14 protein-coding genes are annotated in these 16959 nt (G+C 36.1%); 13 read left to right on the plus strand and 1 reads right to left on the minus strand.

Annotated elements, in window-relative coordinates:
• Window positions 1-299 precede the first annotated feature (299 nt).
• A complete protein-coding gene (locus COD92_RS10950; RefSeq protein WP_141561094.1) occupies window positions 300-995 on the minus strand; it encodes a hypothetical protein in 696 nt (231 codons plus the stop codon).
• A 375-nt stretch (window positions 996-1370) separates the two neighbouring features.
• Between COD92_RS10950 and COD92_RS10955 the strand changes: the two genes are divergently transcribed.
• The 13 genes from COD92_RS10955 (at window position 1371) to COD92_RS11015 (ending at window position 16931) form a co-directional block, all read left to right on the plus strand.
• Window positions 1371-2153 carry an ABC transporter permease subunit gene (locus COD92_RS10955; protein WP_098530573.1) on the plus strand — a complete coding sequence of 261 codons (783 nt, stop codon included), beginning with the start codon at window positions 1371-1373 and terminating at the stop codon, window positions 2151-2153.
• Window positions 2154-2172: 19 nt separating this feature from the next.
• Window positions 2173-2937, plus strand: a complete 765-nt coding sequence (locus COD92_RS10960; RefSeq protein ID WP_098996313.1) for an ATP-binding cassette domain-containing protein — start codon at window positions 2173-2175, stop codon at window positions 2935-2937.
• Window positions 2938-2978: 41 nt separating this feature from the next.
• On the plus strand, window positions 2979-3992 hold the full coding sequence (locus COD92_RS10965; protein WP_098996314.1) for an ABC transporter substrate-binding protein: 1014 nt from the start codon (window positions 2979-2981) through the stop codon (window positions 3990-3992).
• A gap of 49 nt (window positions 3993-4041) precedes the next feature.
• Window positions 4042-5235, plus strand: a complete 1194-nt coding sequence (locus COD92_RS10970; RefSeq protein WP_098996315.1) for an aminotransferase-like domain-containing protein — start codon at window positions 4042-4044, stop codon at window positions 5233-5235.
• A 73-nt stretch (window positions 5236-5308) separates the two neighbouring features.
• Window positions 5309-6412 carry an iron-containing alcohol dehydrogenase family protein gene (locus COD92_RS10975; protein ID WP_098996316.1) on the plus strand — a complete coding sequence of 368 codons (1104 nt, stop codon included), beginning with the start codon at window positions 5309-5311 and terminating at the stop codon, window positions 6410-6412.
• 75 nt (window positions 6413-6487) lie between these two features.
• Window positions 6488-7009, plus strand: a complete 522-nt coding sequence (locus COD92_RS10980) for a GNAT family N-acetyltransferase (protein ID WP_098996317.1) — start codon at window positions 6488-6490, stop codon at window positions 7007-7009.
• A 411-nt stretch (window positions 7010-7420) separates the two neighbouring features.
• Window positions 7421-8824, plus strand: a complete 1404-nt coding sequence (gene thrC / locus COD92_RS10985) for a threonine synthase (RefSeq protein WP_098996318.1) — start codon at window positions 7421-7423, stop codon at window positions 8822-8824.
• Between the two features lie 449 nt (window positions 8825-9273).
• Window positions 9274-10635, plus strand: a complete 1362-nt coding sequence (locus tag COD92_RS10990) for an MATE family efflux transporter (RefSeq protein WP_098996319.1) — start codon at window positions 9274-9276, stop codon at window positions 10633-10635.
• A gap of 175 nt (window positions 10636-10810) precedes the next feature.
• Window positions 10811-12619: a cache domain-containing sensor histidine kinase gene (locus tag COD92_RS10995; protein WP_098996320.1), complete on the plus strand. Its 1809-nt coding sequence runs from the start codon at window positions 10811-10813 to the stop codon at window positions 12617-12619.
• A gap of 1 nt (window position 12620) precedes the next feature.
• The gene (locus COD92_RS11000; RefSeq protein WP_176550428.1) at window positions 12621-13688 is read left to right on the plus strand and encodes a response regulator transcription factor; all 1068 of its coding nucleotides are present in this window, start codon (window positions 12621-12623) and stop codon (window positions 13686-13688) included.
• A 99-nt stretch (window positions 13689-13787) separates the two neighbouring features.
• On the plus strand, window positions 13788-15068 hold the full coding sequence (locus COD92_RS11005; RefSeq protein WP_098996322.1) for an ABC transporter substrate-binding protein: 1281 nt from the start codon (window positions 13788-13790) through the stop codon (window positions 15066-15068).
• A gap of 115 nt (window positions 15069-15183) precedes the next feature.
• Window positions 15184-16113, plus strand: coding sequence for a carbohydrate ABC transporter permease (locus COD92_RS11010; protein ID WP_098530703.1), 930 nt, complete (start codon window positions 15184-15186; stop codon window positions 16111-16113).
• Window positions 16113-16931, plus strand: a complete 819-nt coding sequence (locus tag COD92_RS11015; RefSeq protein ID WP_098996323.1) for a carbohydrate ABC transporter permease — start codon at window positions 16113-16115, stop codon at window positions 16929-16931. Before COD92_RS11010 ends, COD92_RS11015 begins: the two co-directional genes overlap by 1 nt.
• Window positions 16932-16959 lie beyond the last annotated feature (28 nt).

Here is a 16959-nt window from a genome sequence, read left to right on the forward strand (position 1 = left end):
AAGCTAGAGATATTTATGTAACTCTTTGAAAATAAAAAGAACTTAATCTCATCGGAATGTCACTCCGAAAGGTGAAGTACTATAATTGTTTAACCAATAGAAATCTAAAGGGACTTAACTCCGCGGTTAAGTCCCTTTTATCAATTAATTAGCATATTTCTCTAAAAAATATGCTGAGAACCAATTACTCACTTCCTTCAATATTTTAATGGGTTTTTATGTCGAAAAGGATTATCTATTAATCCTTTTAGTTCGACTTTAAAAAAATATGAAGTTTTTGAATCCATAATGGACAAACCTTATCCACACCCCCTCATGATTAAAGTAGATTGATTCTGATCACCTGGACCGATAAAATCTAATGCGGCAGGAGAGAATACCTTAACTTTTCTTTTACCGGCCTCCAAAAGAATTCGGATTGGATTAATAACTACTATATTCTGAAAGATTCTGTCTCCTGAGAATATCTCCTTTTTGGCACCCCTGCTAAAGACAGCCTTATATTTATTACTGAGAGTTTTCACAGCTACACGATCTTTCGTGTTCTCCTTATGTTGCCACGATTCTTGCTCTAACTGTAAAACTACTTCTTCAATCATAGCGACGATTCCTATTTCACGTTTATTTAACATCAAAATGAAGTTAAATCCTGTTTCCGATTTCTTTTGTACAATTTTCACTTCATCTGTAATAACCGTGACTAAATCCTCTTTTGAGTGTGAGTCCTGAGCGTTTTCTTTTTGTTTAATGACACGATAATAGGCCTTTGCACCAATTCCCTCGTCAGTGAAGTCAAATGGTTTTATACTTTGTGATCGGACAAAGTATACTTGGTTAACCTTTTCCTTACTGTCTAATTGGACACATAAAGCCACATCTTCTTTTACCGCATTTCCCTCACCGTTTGAGAGCATAGGGACATTCATTTCCATTCCTGGAAATTGAACGAAGATGTAGCTGAAGTTTTTCTTTGGCTGTAAATCTGAAAGTCTCATCCACTCACAACCTTTCCGATTCATTACAAGGGTATTTTCCTTGTAAGAGTATAATTCCATATCGGTTTTAATCTTCCTGTATAAGTATGAGGAGTTTTCATCGTCACTTTCTTATGAAATGCGATGCTTCCTCCTATTTGTTGAGTATTTATGAGTAAATCTTCTATCGAAAAACAAAGAAGGAATATTTTTTGTCGTTTGATTGATAGGCCTTTTTTATTGTTTGAGGATTTTTTAAATAAATTAATAGAATTTGTTAATCAATAATAAAAATTATTCCATCAGCCAATCTATTGCCAGTTCAAGATTTTAAATGATAGTATGAATACCAATAAACCTATATGTTTACTAGGATTTGAAGGAAGGAGAAGATAAATGAGAAAAATTAGTTTGAATACCTATATGAAGTTTATCGCACCATGGATTTTACCTGCACTAATGATTTTGTTTTGGCAAGTTTTTACATCTGCAGGACTTATAGCCAAAGATACTTTGCCTTCACCAACAGATATATTGGACAGTGCCTTTCGCATTATCGGGACAGGAGAGTTGTTTACCCATATTCAAGTAAGCTTTAGCCGTGCATTTTCAGGATTTTTAATTGGAGGAGGGCTTGGCCTTATTCTTGGTGTTGTCAATGGGGTATTTCCAATAGCTGAACGGCATGTAGATACCACTATTCAAATGTTTCGGAATATTCCGCATTTAGCATTAATCCCTCTAGTTATTCTATGGTTAGGAATTGGAGAGGAAGCAAAAATCTTTTTAGTATCAATTGGCGTGTTTTTTCCAATATACGTTAATACCTATTATGGGATTATCACAGTTGACAAAGGGCTCATTGAAATGGGAAAAGTCTATGGCTTACCGAGGAGCAAGCTATTGATCAGAGTGATTTTTAAAGGAGCTCTTCCATCGGTACTTGTGGGTGTACGTTATGCTCTAGGTATTATGTGGTTAACATTAATTGTGGCGGAAACAGTTGCTGCTGATTCTGGGATAGGGTATATGGCCATGCACGCCCGTGAATTTATGCAAATAGATGTGGTTATTGTGGCCATTCTACTGTATGCAGTACTTGGAAAACTTGCAGACTCTGCTGCACGATTATTGGAATCAAGATTATTGAAATGGAATCCGAGTTATAACAAGTCGTAAATAAAGGGGAGAAAACGCAATGGATATAAAACAGGGAGGCATAAAGTTAGAAATCAAAAATTTAACAAAAACTTTTGGAAAAGTTGACGTACTAAAAGGGATTAATTTAGAGATAGCACCTGGTGAGTTTGTGGCCATTGTAGGACAAAGTGGATGTGGCAAAAGTACATTATTGAGGCATATTGCTGGGTTAGAGCAAGCCAGTAGTGGTGAAATCCTTCAAAATAATGAAAGTCTATCTTCCTTAAATAAAATGGCACGTTTTATGTTCCAAGATGCACGTCTTCTTCCATGGGAAAAAATAGTGGCAAATGTTGGAGTGAGCTTAGGGCTTAAAGGTAATTGGAAGGAAGAGTCTTTACTTGCATTACAGCAAGTGGGCCTAAAAAGTCGAGCATATGATTGGCCAACCGTTTTATCAGGTGGGCAGCGTCAAAGAGTTGCGCTTGCACGAGCATTAGCAACAAAACCAAAATTGCTTTTATTAGACGAGCCGCTTGGGGCACTAGATGCATTGACAAGAATTGAAATGCAGGAATTAATAGAGGGAATTTGGAAAACACATCAGTTTACTGCCGTTTTAGTTACTCATGATGTAGCGGAGGCCATTACTCTTGCTGATCGTGTTGTATTAATCGAAGATGGAAAAATTGCAATGGATTTACAAATCCCATTATCGAGACCTCGTGAAAGGGGAAGCAGTGCCTTTGGGAGATTAGAAGGGAAAGTCTTATCTCGTGTCATGAGAAAAGAGTACCAATCACTAAAACAAGTTCAATCTTAGGTTTATGAGAAAAATTTAGAAAGAAAAAGGGGAATTTACTTATGGATTTTTTTTACAAAAGTCACAGAATTCACAAAAAGAAATGGTACTTGCCTATTCTGTTTGCAGTCATTATTTCCATCATTTCGGGCTGTGGCAATGACAAAGCAAAAGAGGCAGATGCAAATGGTAAAGTAGACCTTTCAGATGTGACTCTAGTGCTCGGTGATCAAGCGGGATTAACGAAATCAAAAGTGGAAGCATCCAAAGTTTTAGAAGGAACGCCATATAAAGTGAAATGGGCGAGCTTTCAAGGGGCTGCTCCATTATTTGAGGCAGTTAAATCAGGATCAGTAGATACGGCTCCTGCTGGAGATACTCCTATCCTAACAGCAGCTGCCTCCGGAGTTCCAATAAAAATTATAGCAACGAGTGTTTCTTCCACTGAGTCACTTGGTATTCTCGTTCAAAAAGGTTCTGCAATTAAGACAATTAAAGATCTAAAAGGGAAGACCATTGTAATTTCTTCTGCTCAAGGAAGTATTGCACAGCATTTAGTGATTGAGGCTTTAAAAGAAGAAGGGCTTACCACAAAGGACGTTACGATTAAATTTGTTTTGCCAACAGATGCAGCTGCTGCATTTAAGGCTGGTGAAATTGAAGTTTGGGGTACATTTGACCCGTATATGACCATTGCCGTAAACAATGGAGCACGTGTGTTAAGAACTGGTAAAGGTATTAGCAGCGGGGTAGGTTTCCTTACTGTTTCAGAAGCAGCTCTTAAAGATCCAGGAAAAAAAGAGGCATTAAAAGATGTGGTAAAACGGTTCGAAAAGGCTTGGGAATGGGAGCATGATAATAAGGATGAATACGTAAAACTTTACTCGAAAATAACAGGCTTATCGGAAGATGTTTCTAGAGAAATTAACAGTAAAGTAAATTCTAAATTCCGCCCAGTTTCAGAAAGTGATATCCAAGCTGTTCAAAAGGTAGCAGATTCATTTGAAGAGGCGGGCGTCCTACAAAAATCAGTTAATGTTTCTAATCTGGTTGATAATGAGATTTTTGCAAAATAAAAAATGTAAAAAGTATATAGCTACTATTACATAAAAGGAGAATCGATACATGGTTAAACAACTACAAAACTATCAATATGCGAAGTATCTTCCTTCCTCTCCTTCAATTGGAGGGACAACAGTTACGGATCCATTCCATGTGCATTTATCATTTGGATATCCTAGTACTCATTTGTTTCCTATAGCTGAACTAAATCATGCTGCTTCAAATGCAATACTGAATCATGGGAAACAGGCCCTCCACTATTCTGGTGGGGATGGTCCAAGAAAAATAATTGAATGGATTAGGAATCGATCGAAGATAAGGTCCATTTATGTAAAGAATAAGCAAATTATAACCACTGCAGGTGCTATGCAGGCCATTGATTTGGCGGCCAGAGTGCTTGTAAATCCCGATGATGAAGTTTGGGTAGAGGGCCCGACATATTTCAATGCCCTTCAATCATTTAGGATGGCTGGTGCTAAGATAAAATCGTTTCCGATTGATGAACAAGGAGTTCAGGTCGATTTAATAGAGGAGGCACTTGTAAAGGCTAGGCAATTAAATAAGAAGATACCCAAAGTATTCTATTGTATGCCAAATTTCCACAACCCAAGCGGGGTAAGTCTTTCACTGGAAAGAAGACAAAAGCTCGCACAATTAGCGTATGAGTACAACTTCTATATTCTGGAGGACGATGCCTATTCTGAATTGAGTTTTAAGAACAGCTATCCCCCTGCCATTTATTCTTTTGCGGAAGAAAGGGTCATATATGTGGGAACCTTTTCAAAAATTATTGCCCCAGGTATAAGGTTAGGATGGATTATTGCGAATGATGAGGTTTTGCAAAATATTCACTTATTGATGCTAGGGAGTCAAACGAGCCCATTCACCCAACAAATAATTGCTAGTTTATTAGAAGGAATTTCTTTTGAGGATCATTTAGAACAATTGATTTCAACGTATCGCCAAAAAAGGGATATTATGATCGAAAGTATCGAAACGTTTTTCGGTGATGATGTAACTTTCGAGATTCCAGAGGGTGGATTTTTCCTTTGGCTTAGTTTCCGTCCAGAAGTGGTTACAACAAATTTTGCAGATGAGGCGTTTCGAAGAGGAGTAAGTATTGTCGAAGGAAAGTCCTTTTTTGAAACGAATCAAGGTTCAAATCAACTAAGACTTTGCTTTTCCTATTGTAATGAAGAGCAAATTAGACGTGGGATAAAAATCCTGGCAGAGTCTTATTATGCTTCTTATCGATAAAAACAATCACTTTAAGCATCACTTTGTTCTTAAATTGACAAATACATCTTGTATTAAAGAGGAGGCAAAAAGGATGTTTACTATTAATACACCTGAAAAATATATTAATGAAGAAAATAGTATTTTATTGGTAGGAAAATATATTTCCGATATTAGTAAAACAGCGATTGTAATTGGAGGAAAAAAGGCATTAGAACAAGCAGGCCCAAATTTATTTACAAGTTTAGATGAAGCTGGCATTTCCTATCAAATCGAATTATTTTCTGGGTATTGTACAAAACAAGCTATTGAAAAATATACTTTACTTACTAAACAGACAAAGGCAGGTATTGTGATTGGAGTAGGAGGTGGAAGGGTTCTCGACACAGTTAAGGCAGTTGCAGAAAACATTGATCTACCAGTTGTGACCATTCCAACTATTGCAGCAACATGCGCAGCTTGGTCATCCCTGTCCGTTGTCTATAACGAAAATGGGGCGGTTACGGAATTTATTTCATTAAATAAATCTCCGAAATTGATTTTAGTAGATCCGAAAATCATTGTGGAAGCACCGGTAAGATATTTACAGGCAGGTATTGCAGATACCATTGTGAAGTGGTACGAATTTGTACCATATGTCAGAAATGAAGAATATGATTTCCCTTTGCAAATTTCCTTAAACACAGCCAAACTTGCATTAACCATTCTTGATGAAAACTCTCTGCAAGCAATAGACGACAATAAAGAAGGACGCGTTACCCGGCCCTTTAAGGAAGTGATAAATGCGATCATCGCCTTGGCTGGTTTAGTTGGAAGTATAGTGGGAGAAAGACATAAAACGGCGATAGCACATTCCATTCATAATAGTATGACATACCTTTCAGATACACATGAAAGTCTTCATGGAGAGAAAGTGATATTTGGATTGATTGCTCAATTTATTTTAGAGGGTAAACCACAGTCAGAAATAAATGATTTAATTACAAAGCTTAATAAATATAATCTGCCTGTCTCTCTAAAACAACTAGGTTTAGAAAACAATTTAGGGAAAAAAATAAACGAAATAGCAACCCGTGTAAAAGTAAACCCAGATGATGTAGATAGTCTATCATTTGATGTAAACAATCAATTGATTGAAAATGCGATAAAAAAGGCGAATGAGATAGGGGAAAAGAGTTTGAATGTAACAGCTATATAAGATGACTTCCGGTTACCCCATGTAAGTGGGTGTAAAGCGGTTATTAATACACAGAATGGAGAGGAGGAAAAGCGAATGAATAGTGATCTTATTAGTAATATTATTGTAGAGGAATTAGCGGAAGAAGAAAAAGGAAATGTGCAAGAATTATTGATTGCTAGCTATCAACAGTATGAACATTCTTTTTCAGATCCTGAGTTTTGGAAAGGATATCTGGAGGATATAAAGACGTCTCTTGATAATCCGTATGTAGATCGAATTTTAGTTGCGAAGCATGGCTCAGATATATTAGGCACAGTTCAGCTCTTTAAGACAGCAGAAAAGGCATATAAGAGAATGGCGGTTCCTATTTATGATCCTTTTATCCGATTGCTCGCTGTTCATCCAAAAGCAAGGGGACGCGGGATAGCAATAGAACTATTAAAAGCATGTGTAAATTATGCAAAAGAAATAGAAGCAAAATCTATTTATTTATTCACAGGCAATGAAATGGCCAATGCCATTCGCCTCTATGAATGGTTTGGGTTTAAGAGAGATTTTACAAGAGAATTCGTGAACAATGATAACTCTCCCAAATGCTATCGATTTGATATCTAGATTTGAGAAAAATTAGATTAAAATATTTCCCCTTAGTAGACCGTTTAACAGTCCATGATATCACATTGGATTTTTTACACCTGCTAAAGGGGATTTTTTTTGTTTGAAAGGGGATTCGATAGATATACCGATATTTGTTAATGATAAAAATGAATATTCTAACAACATTTTATAGACTTGCTGTTCATTTATATATTAAAATGTAATTTATAATTATTATTTCACAAATATCGGATGGAATTATGATTTTGGCATTGTTAATGAGTATTCAGTTAAGGCAGATTATTCCAAGGGTAATATTCAGAAAATTACAAATCAGTAAGAAAACACATTATATTAAGTTGAATATCCTCGTTACCTAAATATTTCGTCTAGATGGTCATACTATAAATTTTTACTTGGAGGAAGATTATGAACTTTGTTAGTACACGCGGAAACGTAAGTAAAATTGGATTTATTGAAACTGTATTAATGGGTCTGGCAAATGATGGGGGACTTCTAGTGCCAGAGAAAATCCCACAAATCCCAGCGGAGAAGTTAAAGGCAATGTCTAATCTCACTTATCAGGAATTAGCTTACGAAGTTTTTTCCTATTATGTTGATGGTGAAATTCCAGACAACGAGCTAAAGGCTTTAATCGAGAAAAGCTATGCAACCTTCCGCCATCCGGAGGTAACACCTGTTCAAAAAGTGAAAGATAATATGTATGTGCTCGAACTGTTTCATGGTCCAACATTTGCTTTTAAAGATATTGCTCTGCAATTCTTAGGAAATTTATATTCCTACGTGTCAAAGAAGACAGGTGAAACCATTCATATTCTTGGCGCTACATCTGGTGATACGGGTGCCTCTGCCATCGAGGGTGTTAGAGGAAAAGAAGGCATTCGCATTTGTATTTTGCACCCACATGGTAAAGTGAGTAAGGTGCAAGAATTACAAATGACGACTGTTGATGATAAAAGTGTCTTAAATTTAGCCATCAAAGGAACATTTGACGATGGTCAGCGAATCATCAAGGAATTGTTTGCAGATGTAGAATTTAAAAACAAATATCATCTTCGCGCGATTAATTCTATTAACTTTGTTCGTATTTTGGCACAGACTGTTTATTATTTCTATGCGTATTTCCAAGTTCAAAAGGAAAAAGACATAAACAGTGTTAACTTTAGTGTGCCGACTGGAAACTTTGGAGATATCTTTGCCGGTTATCTTGCCAAGAAGATGGGTCTTCCTGTTGGAAAACTAATCGTTGCAACAAATGAAAATAATATTTTAGAAGGTTTTATCCAAAATGGGGTTTACAAGCCAGGTGAGTTCCGCAGCACCTTTAGCCCTTCAATGGATATCCAGGTAGCTAGTAACTTTGAGCGCTATCTCTATTATCTGCTTGATGAAAATCCTAATGCCGTTTCTGACTTGATGGAAACATTCAAGACCGAGGGGAAAATTGTTGTGAACGAGGAGCTACTAAAGCAGGTTCAAAAGGATTTTGCTGCACATGGGGTTGAAGGAGAAGAATGCTTGCAAACGATCAGCAAATATTATGCTGAAACAAGCTATTTATTAGACCCACATACTGCTTGTGGTGTGGCCGCATACGAAACGTTTAATGATCCGAGAGAAGTTTGCGTCACTCTGGCCACAGCTCATCCGGCAAAATTTAATGAATCGATTGAGCGTTGTGACATTGATCAAACATTCCCTGAGGAAATCAATCAACTGTTTGAAAAACCACAGTACCTAGAAGTTGTTGAAGCTGACAAAGATGAAATCACTCGGAAGTTAGAAAAGCTGTTTAGTTATTCAGTTCAATAAACCTAGAATTAGATTAATATATTTCCTTAAAGTTATCCTCTTACGTTTTTAGCGTAAGGGGATTTTTATTGTACTTAGTCTTAGTAAACAATTTGCACTAAAAACTTATTATTTCTTTTGTGCATTTTGCCCATTTATTGAAAGATTAAAATAACTTAAACTTTAACAGATGAAAAGCGCTTTCAAGTGCTATGTGAATACTTATTTACATAAACTACTTATTCGTTTTTTAACTTTTGGCTCTGTTAAATTTGACTGTTGATTTCCACTCCAGTCGCTCGCTTTCCGCGGGCGTGCCGGGGAGCCTCCTCGGCGCATTAGCGCCTGTGGGGTCTCCCCTGCCCCGTACTCCCGCAGGAGTCGAGCGCCTTCCGCTCCAATCAACAGAGTAATAAAAACAATAATATCGTTTAACAGAGCCTAACTTTTAAAAAGACCGGTGGGATGAAATGAAATTAGTTAAGGAAATTCTTCGTTTGGCTATTCCATCGATTGCAACCTTCTCATCGATGACCGTTACAGGTTTGCTTATCTTGATGATTGTAGGAAAGTTGGGGGCTACAGCAATTGCAGTCGTAGGGATCACCAATGTTTTAATGTACAATTTATGGGCATTGTTTTCCGGTAATCAAGGAGCCATCAATTATTTGGTTGCTCAAAACTATGGGTCAAGAAATATGAAGCTGGGCAATCAGCGAATGCAAATAGCGTTGATCTTAGCGGCTTTACAAGCCATTCTCTTATTTGTTGCTAGTTATGTGGTTCCTCATTTTATTCTAGAAGTCATGGGTTCAAACGCAGCAATTTTAAAGCTTGGGGTTCCATATGTTCAAGTGCGTATGTTGGCGATGATGTTCACCGTTTTTAATATTATTTTTTATGCGTATATGCGGGCTACAGGGGATACTCGTACTCCAATGAACATCTCATTAATTAACAGTGCACTAGTGGTGTTCTTAACCTATACATTGGCATATGGAAAGTTTGGTTTTCCAAACTTAGGATTACAAGGAGCAGGATGGAGTATGGTGGCAGCCGAAGGGATTACGTTTCTCCTCAATCTGCTTGTTTATTTCCGATTCCTAAACGAAAAATATTTTACTCGTTCCTGGATTCCGATTGAGCGGCATCAGGTTCAATTACTTCTGTTTGAAAGTTCGAAACTAGGAATTACAGAGTTGTCCAATAGTATGGGTATGCTAGTGTTTACCGCTTGTATCACTCGGCTTGGTACAGTGGCGATTGCTGCCAATGAAATTGCCCTAAACATTCTGTCCTTTGGGTTTATGCCAGCAAATGGATTTGGCGCTGCGTCTACCGTTGGTATTGGGCAGGAAATCGGCAAAGGGCGACCGCTAGAAGCGAAACGGTTTGGGTTGGTAACCGTGTACCTTGGTTTAGGGTTTATGTTTTTGATTTCAATCATATTGTTTGTTTTTGCCTTACCAGTTGCCAAATTGTACACCGCAGATTCTGCCGTGTATTTAACATCTGTTTCCCTGATCCATTTAGCTTCGTTCATTTTATTGTTTAGCGGATCAGGTATTATTCTTGCAGGCGGGTTAAGGGGAGTAGGAGATACAACCTTCTTGTCCCGAACTTCTTTATTGTTAAACTGGATTTTCTTTGTTCCGAGCACTATTTTGTTAACTCAAGTTTATCATCTTGGACAGACGGGTGCTTGGACAGCTTTTTGTAGTTTAATTGTTCTTCAATTTTTAACAAACGCTTGGCGATTTAAGTCTTACAATTGGACATTGGCAAAGAGCAAATCATCTACGATCGCTCAAAGCAAGTCGGTTAACGTTTAAAATTGGTGGCGATGAATATTCATATTTCGATTACCATAAAGGTTTCCCCTTATGCTAGTAAGTAATAGCATAAGGGGATTTTTTTTTGTCTATTGTGTTCCTATAATTACTTTTGACATTTCTCTAATTGAAAGATAAGTTAAATAAAAGAATATAAGTGAAAAGGAAAAATACTATGTTGAATATTAGAAGACTCCCGAACCGTGTTCGGAATTATTTACAGCAAAAAATTCTTCGGAAAATAGCAGCAAATATTCGATATAAATTAATGTTCCTGTTGTTATCTGTCATGATTGTCCCGTTACTAATCCTAATAATTTTCTCAATCAATGTATCACAACGTAATTATGAAAAAGAAGTAATCAGTTCAAATGAGTCGAGAATCGTTTTAGCTGGTAAATATGTGGATGAAAAATTAAAAGAAAGTGACAAAATTTTATTTGCTAGTTTAATTGACGAGAAATTAATACCCAGTATAAGCCAAACGAATGATGAAAATGTACCAATGAATTTTAGTACATTAAACTACATAAAAGACAAATTATATTCAATTTATTATAGGAATGAGCATCTTGATCGTTTCTCGATTTATGCTAAAGAAAAAAGTACAGTCTACTCTATAACAGAAGAAGATTTTAAAGTTTCGAAAATAGCAAATCTTAAGGGAACAAACTGGACTAAGTTAGGGGTCAATCCACATTATATTTTTGATAGCGGAGGTCCTGAACAAAATTTTTCACTAACAAGAAGTATTATTCGGTTTGAGGATCGAAAAATGGTAGGCGGAGTATCAATAGATGTTAATTGGAATATAGTCGACAGTGTTATTGAGATGTTGAAATCAGAAAAAGAAAGCTCTGTTTATTTATTAAATAACCAAGGACAAATCGTTTATAACCCCAACACTAATGAAGCACCAGCTGTTGATTTACAAAAAATAACGAAGCAAATCAATAACAGTAAAAAGGATGCTTACTATCTTAAATCTAAAAATGGTTATATTTTCTTTCAAAAGGCATTTAACAATCAAGTGGCAATTGTTAAGGTTATCCCTAAAACAATGATTTTGAATGGTGTAACAAAGACATTGGTTTATGCCATTATCATAGGTGTTTTTTCTATTATACTAACAGTATTTTTATCTATTTTTATCTCATTAAGAACGACTAAGCCCATTATTCAATTAGTGAATGCAATGCATGAAGTCGAAGAAAATAACTTTAATGTAAGAATTGAAACCGATCGTAATGACGAAATTGGCCTGCTTGAAAAGAGATTTACATCTATGGTTTTTCGAATTAATGAATTAATAGAAAAAGAGTACAAGAGTGAAATTGCAACAAAAGAGGCTCAGTTTAAGGCGCTGCAGGCACAAATTAATCCTCATTTTCTCTATAATACACTTCAGTTAGTTGGAGGAATGGCAGTGGCCCATAATGCGGAAAGGATTTACAGGGTCATCAGTGCACTAAGTGATATGTTCCGCTACATAACTGGAAAGCAAGGCGATATGGTTCTAATAGAAAATGAAATCGAGCATATAAAAAATTATCTATATATTCAAAATCAACGGTTCGATGGCAAAATCGAAACGGATATTTTTGTAGAGGAAGGTACCGAAGGATATAAAATCCCAATGCTGACGATACAGCCGTTGGTGGAAAATGCATTTAATCATGGGTTCCAACAAAAAGTTGGAAATTGGAAACTATCGGTTGAGGTGCAAAAAGTATTCGATGATATAGAAATAACAATTACAGATAACGGTGTAGGAATACCAGAAGAAAAATTGAAGTGTCTTATTGGGCAAATCAATAATTTATCTCAGCCCTTGAAAATAAAAGGAAGCATAGGAATTAAAAATGTTGCCGCCAGAATTGGATTGTACTTTGGAAATGATTACGGCCTTGATATTTTCAGCCAAGTCGACAATGGAACACAAATTGTTATTCGAATTCCCGCTAAGACGCTATTGGAGGTATAAAATGATTAAAACATTAATTGTTGATGATGAAAAATGGACAAGAGAAACAATTAAAATGTTTGGAAAATGGGAGCTCTATGGAATCACAGCTATAAAGGAGGCACCTGATGGACAAGAGGGGTTGAAGTTAATTGAACAATGGACCCCGGACATTGTCATTACTGATATGAAAATGCCAGGTGTGGACGGCATGGAATTACTTCGGGTTGTATCAGAACGTTACCCTCAGATTAAACTCATTGTGGCAAGCGGCTATGATGATTTTAACTATATGCGCCAGGCGATTCGCTCGAAAGTCAATGAGTATCTATTGAAACCGATCAATGCAGACGAATTAAATCTTACCTTAGAAAAATGTACGAAGGAGATTGAAAATCAACTAAGGTCCCATTTGAAACCTTTTTCGTTTTTAAATAAAGATATATCTACGTTAATTATAGATTATAAAAAAACGATTGTATCTTTTTTGGATGAATTAAATGCAGAGGGCTTTGAAAATATTATGCAGCGTTTTTTTAAAGAATTAATGAAATTCGATGTGATTGACAACAATGCTATGGCAAAGATTGAACACGAGTTTATTCTAATTTTAGAAGAGCTAATGATTAAGAATAATTGTAATGTCTTAGATGTGTATAAGAATGAAGAATTAATCTATGATAGCGGGCTATCACTGGATTTTATCTTGAAGAAACAACAGGAATTAGGAAAAAGATATATTGAATATATGCTCCAGTTTAAGAAGCGAAAAGGCAGAGTCGATTTGGAGGAAATTAAAGAGTATATTGAACGAAATTTTACAGAGTCCCATATCTCATTGGATGTCTTAGCCAACAAATTTTTTGTTAGTAAGGAATATTTAAGCAAAGCGTTCAAAGCTATGTATGAATGCAATATCACAGAATATATCGTTAGCCGGCGTATGGAATATGCGAAAAAATTAATAGAAGAAAATGAACTTCAAATCAAGAGCATTGCCCAAATGGTGGGTTATGAGGACCTTTCTTATTTTTATCGTGTGTTTAAAAAATACTACAAAATTTCACCTGGAGAAATGAGGCAAGGTTAAAAAAGTCCAAATGTAAGCGCTAATATTTTCAATATTCGTAAACCCTAGAAGTGTTTATGATTAAAGTGTAAGTTAAAACTTTAACAGGGGGCCACAAAAATGAAGAAAGCGATTTCATCGGTGCTAAGCTTAATGCTTGGAATTGGTTTGTTAGCAGGTTGCAGTTCAAATGATACTGCTTCAAGCCAAAATGACACAAAGGCGTCAAAACAAGTTGAACTTAAGGTTTTCATTGGACAACCACGATTCAAAAAGCAATATGAAACATATTTTGATCAGTTTGTTAAAAAAGAAAAACAAGATAAAAATATTGATGTCAAAATCAAATTAGAATTACCAAATGTAAACCAGGCATCACAACTATTAAAAACAAGATTAGCTTCTGGTGATAGCCCTGACATATTTAGTCTGCATGCAATAAATGATATCCCGCTTTTTAATAAGGCAGGTTATCTAGAAGATTTATCAAAGGAACCGTTTGCTGATAAGTTGTATGACACGGTTAAACCAGCTGTAACCACAACGGACGGAAAAGTAGTAGCAGTTCCACTAGAGACTCTTCAATGGGGATACTTATACAATAAGAAAATCTTTAGTGACTTGGGTTTAAAAATACCACAAACGATGTCGGAAATGAAAGAAACTGTTAAAGTACTAAAACAACATAATATCACACCGTTTTTGTTAACTTATAAGGATGCTTATATCCCGCAATTATTTTTGCCACTCACAGTAGGTGGGGATGTCAGTACTACAACTCCTGACTTTATTAAGAGCATGAATGAAGGAAAAGGTTCTTTCAAAGATGTTAAAGACCTGTTCAATATCATGGATTTAGTCAACGCAAACGGAACAAAGCGTGCCTTTGAGAACGGACAAGATCAAGGTGCATCTGATTTTGCAAATGGAAAGGCTGCGATGTGGGTACAAGGACCATGGATGGCTGATTCGATTGTAAGTGCAAATAAAGACTTTGAATTTGGGGTTGCACCACTGCCTATTAATGATGATCCAAAAGCAACTTTATTGAATTTGAGTACATCAACATCACTTGCTGTTTCCAAAATGAGTAAAAACAAAGCAGTGGCAAAGGATCTAATCAATTATATTCTTGATGATAAAGATTCCAGTGATTTCTATAAGAGCCTTGGATTTAATGCCGTCTCTAAAGTTCATACATTTGAACCATTTCCATGGTTAAAGGAATCATCTGATTATGTTTCACAAGGACGAGCTTATCAGGACCCTGCAATTCCATCTGCTGTTAAAGACGAGTCGCAAAAATTATTCCAGAGTTATCTTGCAGGTGATGCATCCAAAGCTGATGTCATCAAAGGGTTGGATCGTGCCTGGAATCAATTCAATAAAAACAATAAGTAGATTGATCATTATCAGCCAACGATAAAGGCAGCTCTTCAGCTGTCTTTATCATTATCAAAAATTAACAGTAAGTGGGGTGGGTGCAATGCCACAGTTAGGGAAACAAAGCAATCAAATGGCTATAAACCAGGTTCAACCGAAAATAAGCTCTAAAAGCACCTTAAGTTTGAAAAAACAAAAGGGTACTCTTAGTCTACTATTATTTGTTCTTCCGGCCTTTATCTTTTATTTTGTGTTTTTGTTGATTCCAACGGTTGGGGCAGGTTTTTATAGCTTTACCGATTGGAATGCATTATCGCAAACCTTTCATTTTGTTGGTTTTAGTAACTATATTGAAGCGTTTAAAGATGACCCAGATTTTCGTCATTCCTTTTTCTTTACTTTAAAATATACGGCGTTCATGTTTGTTTTCCAAAATGTAATCGCGTTACTTCTAGCACTTTTTATTGAAACCAGGGTTAGGACGAAAGGATTTTTTCGAACCGTATTCTTTATGCCAAATATGTTAAGTTTGATTATTAGTGCGTTAATGTTTTCCTTCATTTTTTCAAATGTTCTTCCAGAACTATCAAAAAAAGCTATTTTTCATCTTCTTGATCAACCATGGATCGGTGACGCAAAAGTTTCCTTCTATTCAATCCTAATCGTCTCATTGTGGCATGGGATTGGCTATATGATGGTTATTTATATGGCAGCACTGCAGGGTGTTCCATCACACCTAAAAGAGGCAGCCATGATTGATGGGGCAAATCCTTTCCAAAGACTTATCCATGTAACAATTCCAATGATTATGCACGCGATTACCATTTGTGCTTTCTTAACATTGAATGGTGCCTTTAAAGTGTTTGATGTTGTTTATGCACTCACTGCAGGCGGACCGGGAAGATCGACACAGGTTATGGCCCTTAATATTTATGAAGAGGCATTCTCAAATAATTTTAGATATGGTTATGCCAATGCAAAAGCAATGATACTCTTTCTCATTGTTTTAGTGATTACATTGATCCAAGTCAAAGTGTTGAAAAAGAAAGAGGTGGAAGCATAATGAAAAGACTATACGGGGTAGCAGCTACTCTTATTCTAGCAATCTTTGCGGCCATATCGTTTTTCCCTATCTACATGGCTTTTATTAATTCCTTTAAAACACAAGGAGAAATTTTTAAATCAGTTTTAAGACTGCCGACTAAATTGCATTTTGAAAATTATACGGGTGTATTTGAGCAGCTAGATTTATTTCATAGCGCTTGGAATACGGTCCTTGTCACGGTAATAGGATTAGCAGGTATTGTTATTTGCGGTTCACTGGCAGGTTATAAATTAGCTAGGACTCCGGGGAAATTAAGTAATTTTATCTTTACTTTATTCCTCGCTTCTATGCTTGTACCTTTTCACTCAATTATGATTACCTTAACCAAAATTGCAAAAGGGTTACATGTACAGGGATCTATTTATGGATTAGGGCTCATCTATATAGGGCTTGGGGTTAACATGGCCATCTTTTTATATCACGGTTTCGTTAAAACCATTCCAAAAGAGCTGGAGGAAGCTGCAAGAATTGATGGATGTAATGACTTTCAAATCTTTACGAAAATCATTTTTCCTCTTCTAAAGCCAATCACAGCGACCATTCTTATTTTAGATATATTGTGGCTATGGAATGATTTCTTATTGCCATTGATTATGTTGACAGATGTAAATAATTATACCCTCATGTTGTCGGTTAACATGTTATTTGGGGAATACAACAGTGATTGGCCAAAGATTCTTTCAGGGCTTATCATTACAGCTCTGCCTGTTGTCGTGTTCTATGCGATTTTCCAAAAATACATTCTTAAGGGAATTGCAGATGGTGCGATTAAATAAATCCCTTGGTTTGCACAGATTAGGAAGG

The organism is Bacillus sp. AFS037270, from assembly GCF_002585305.1.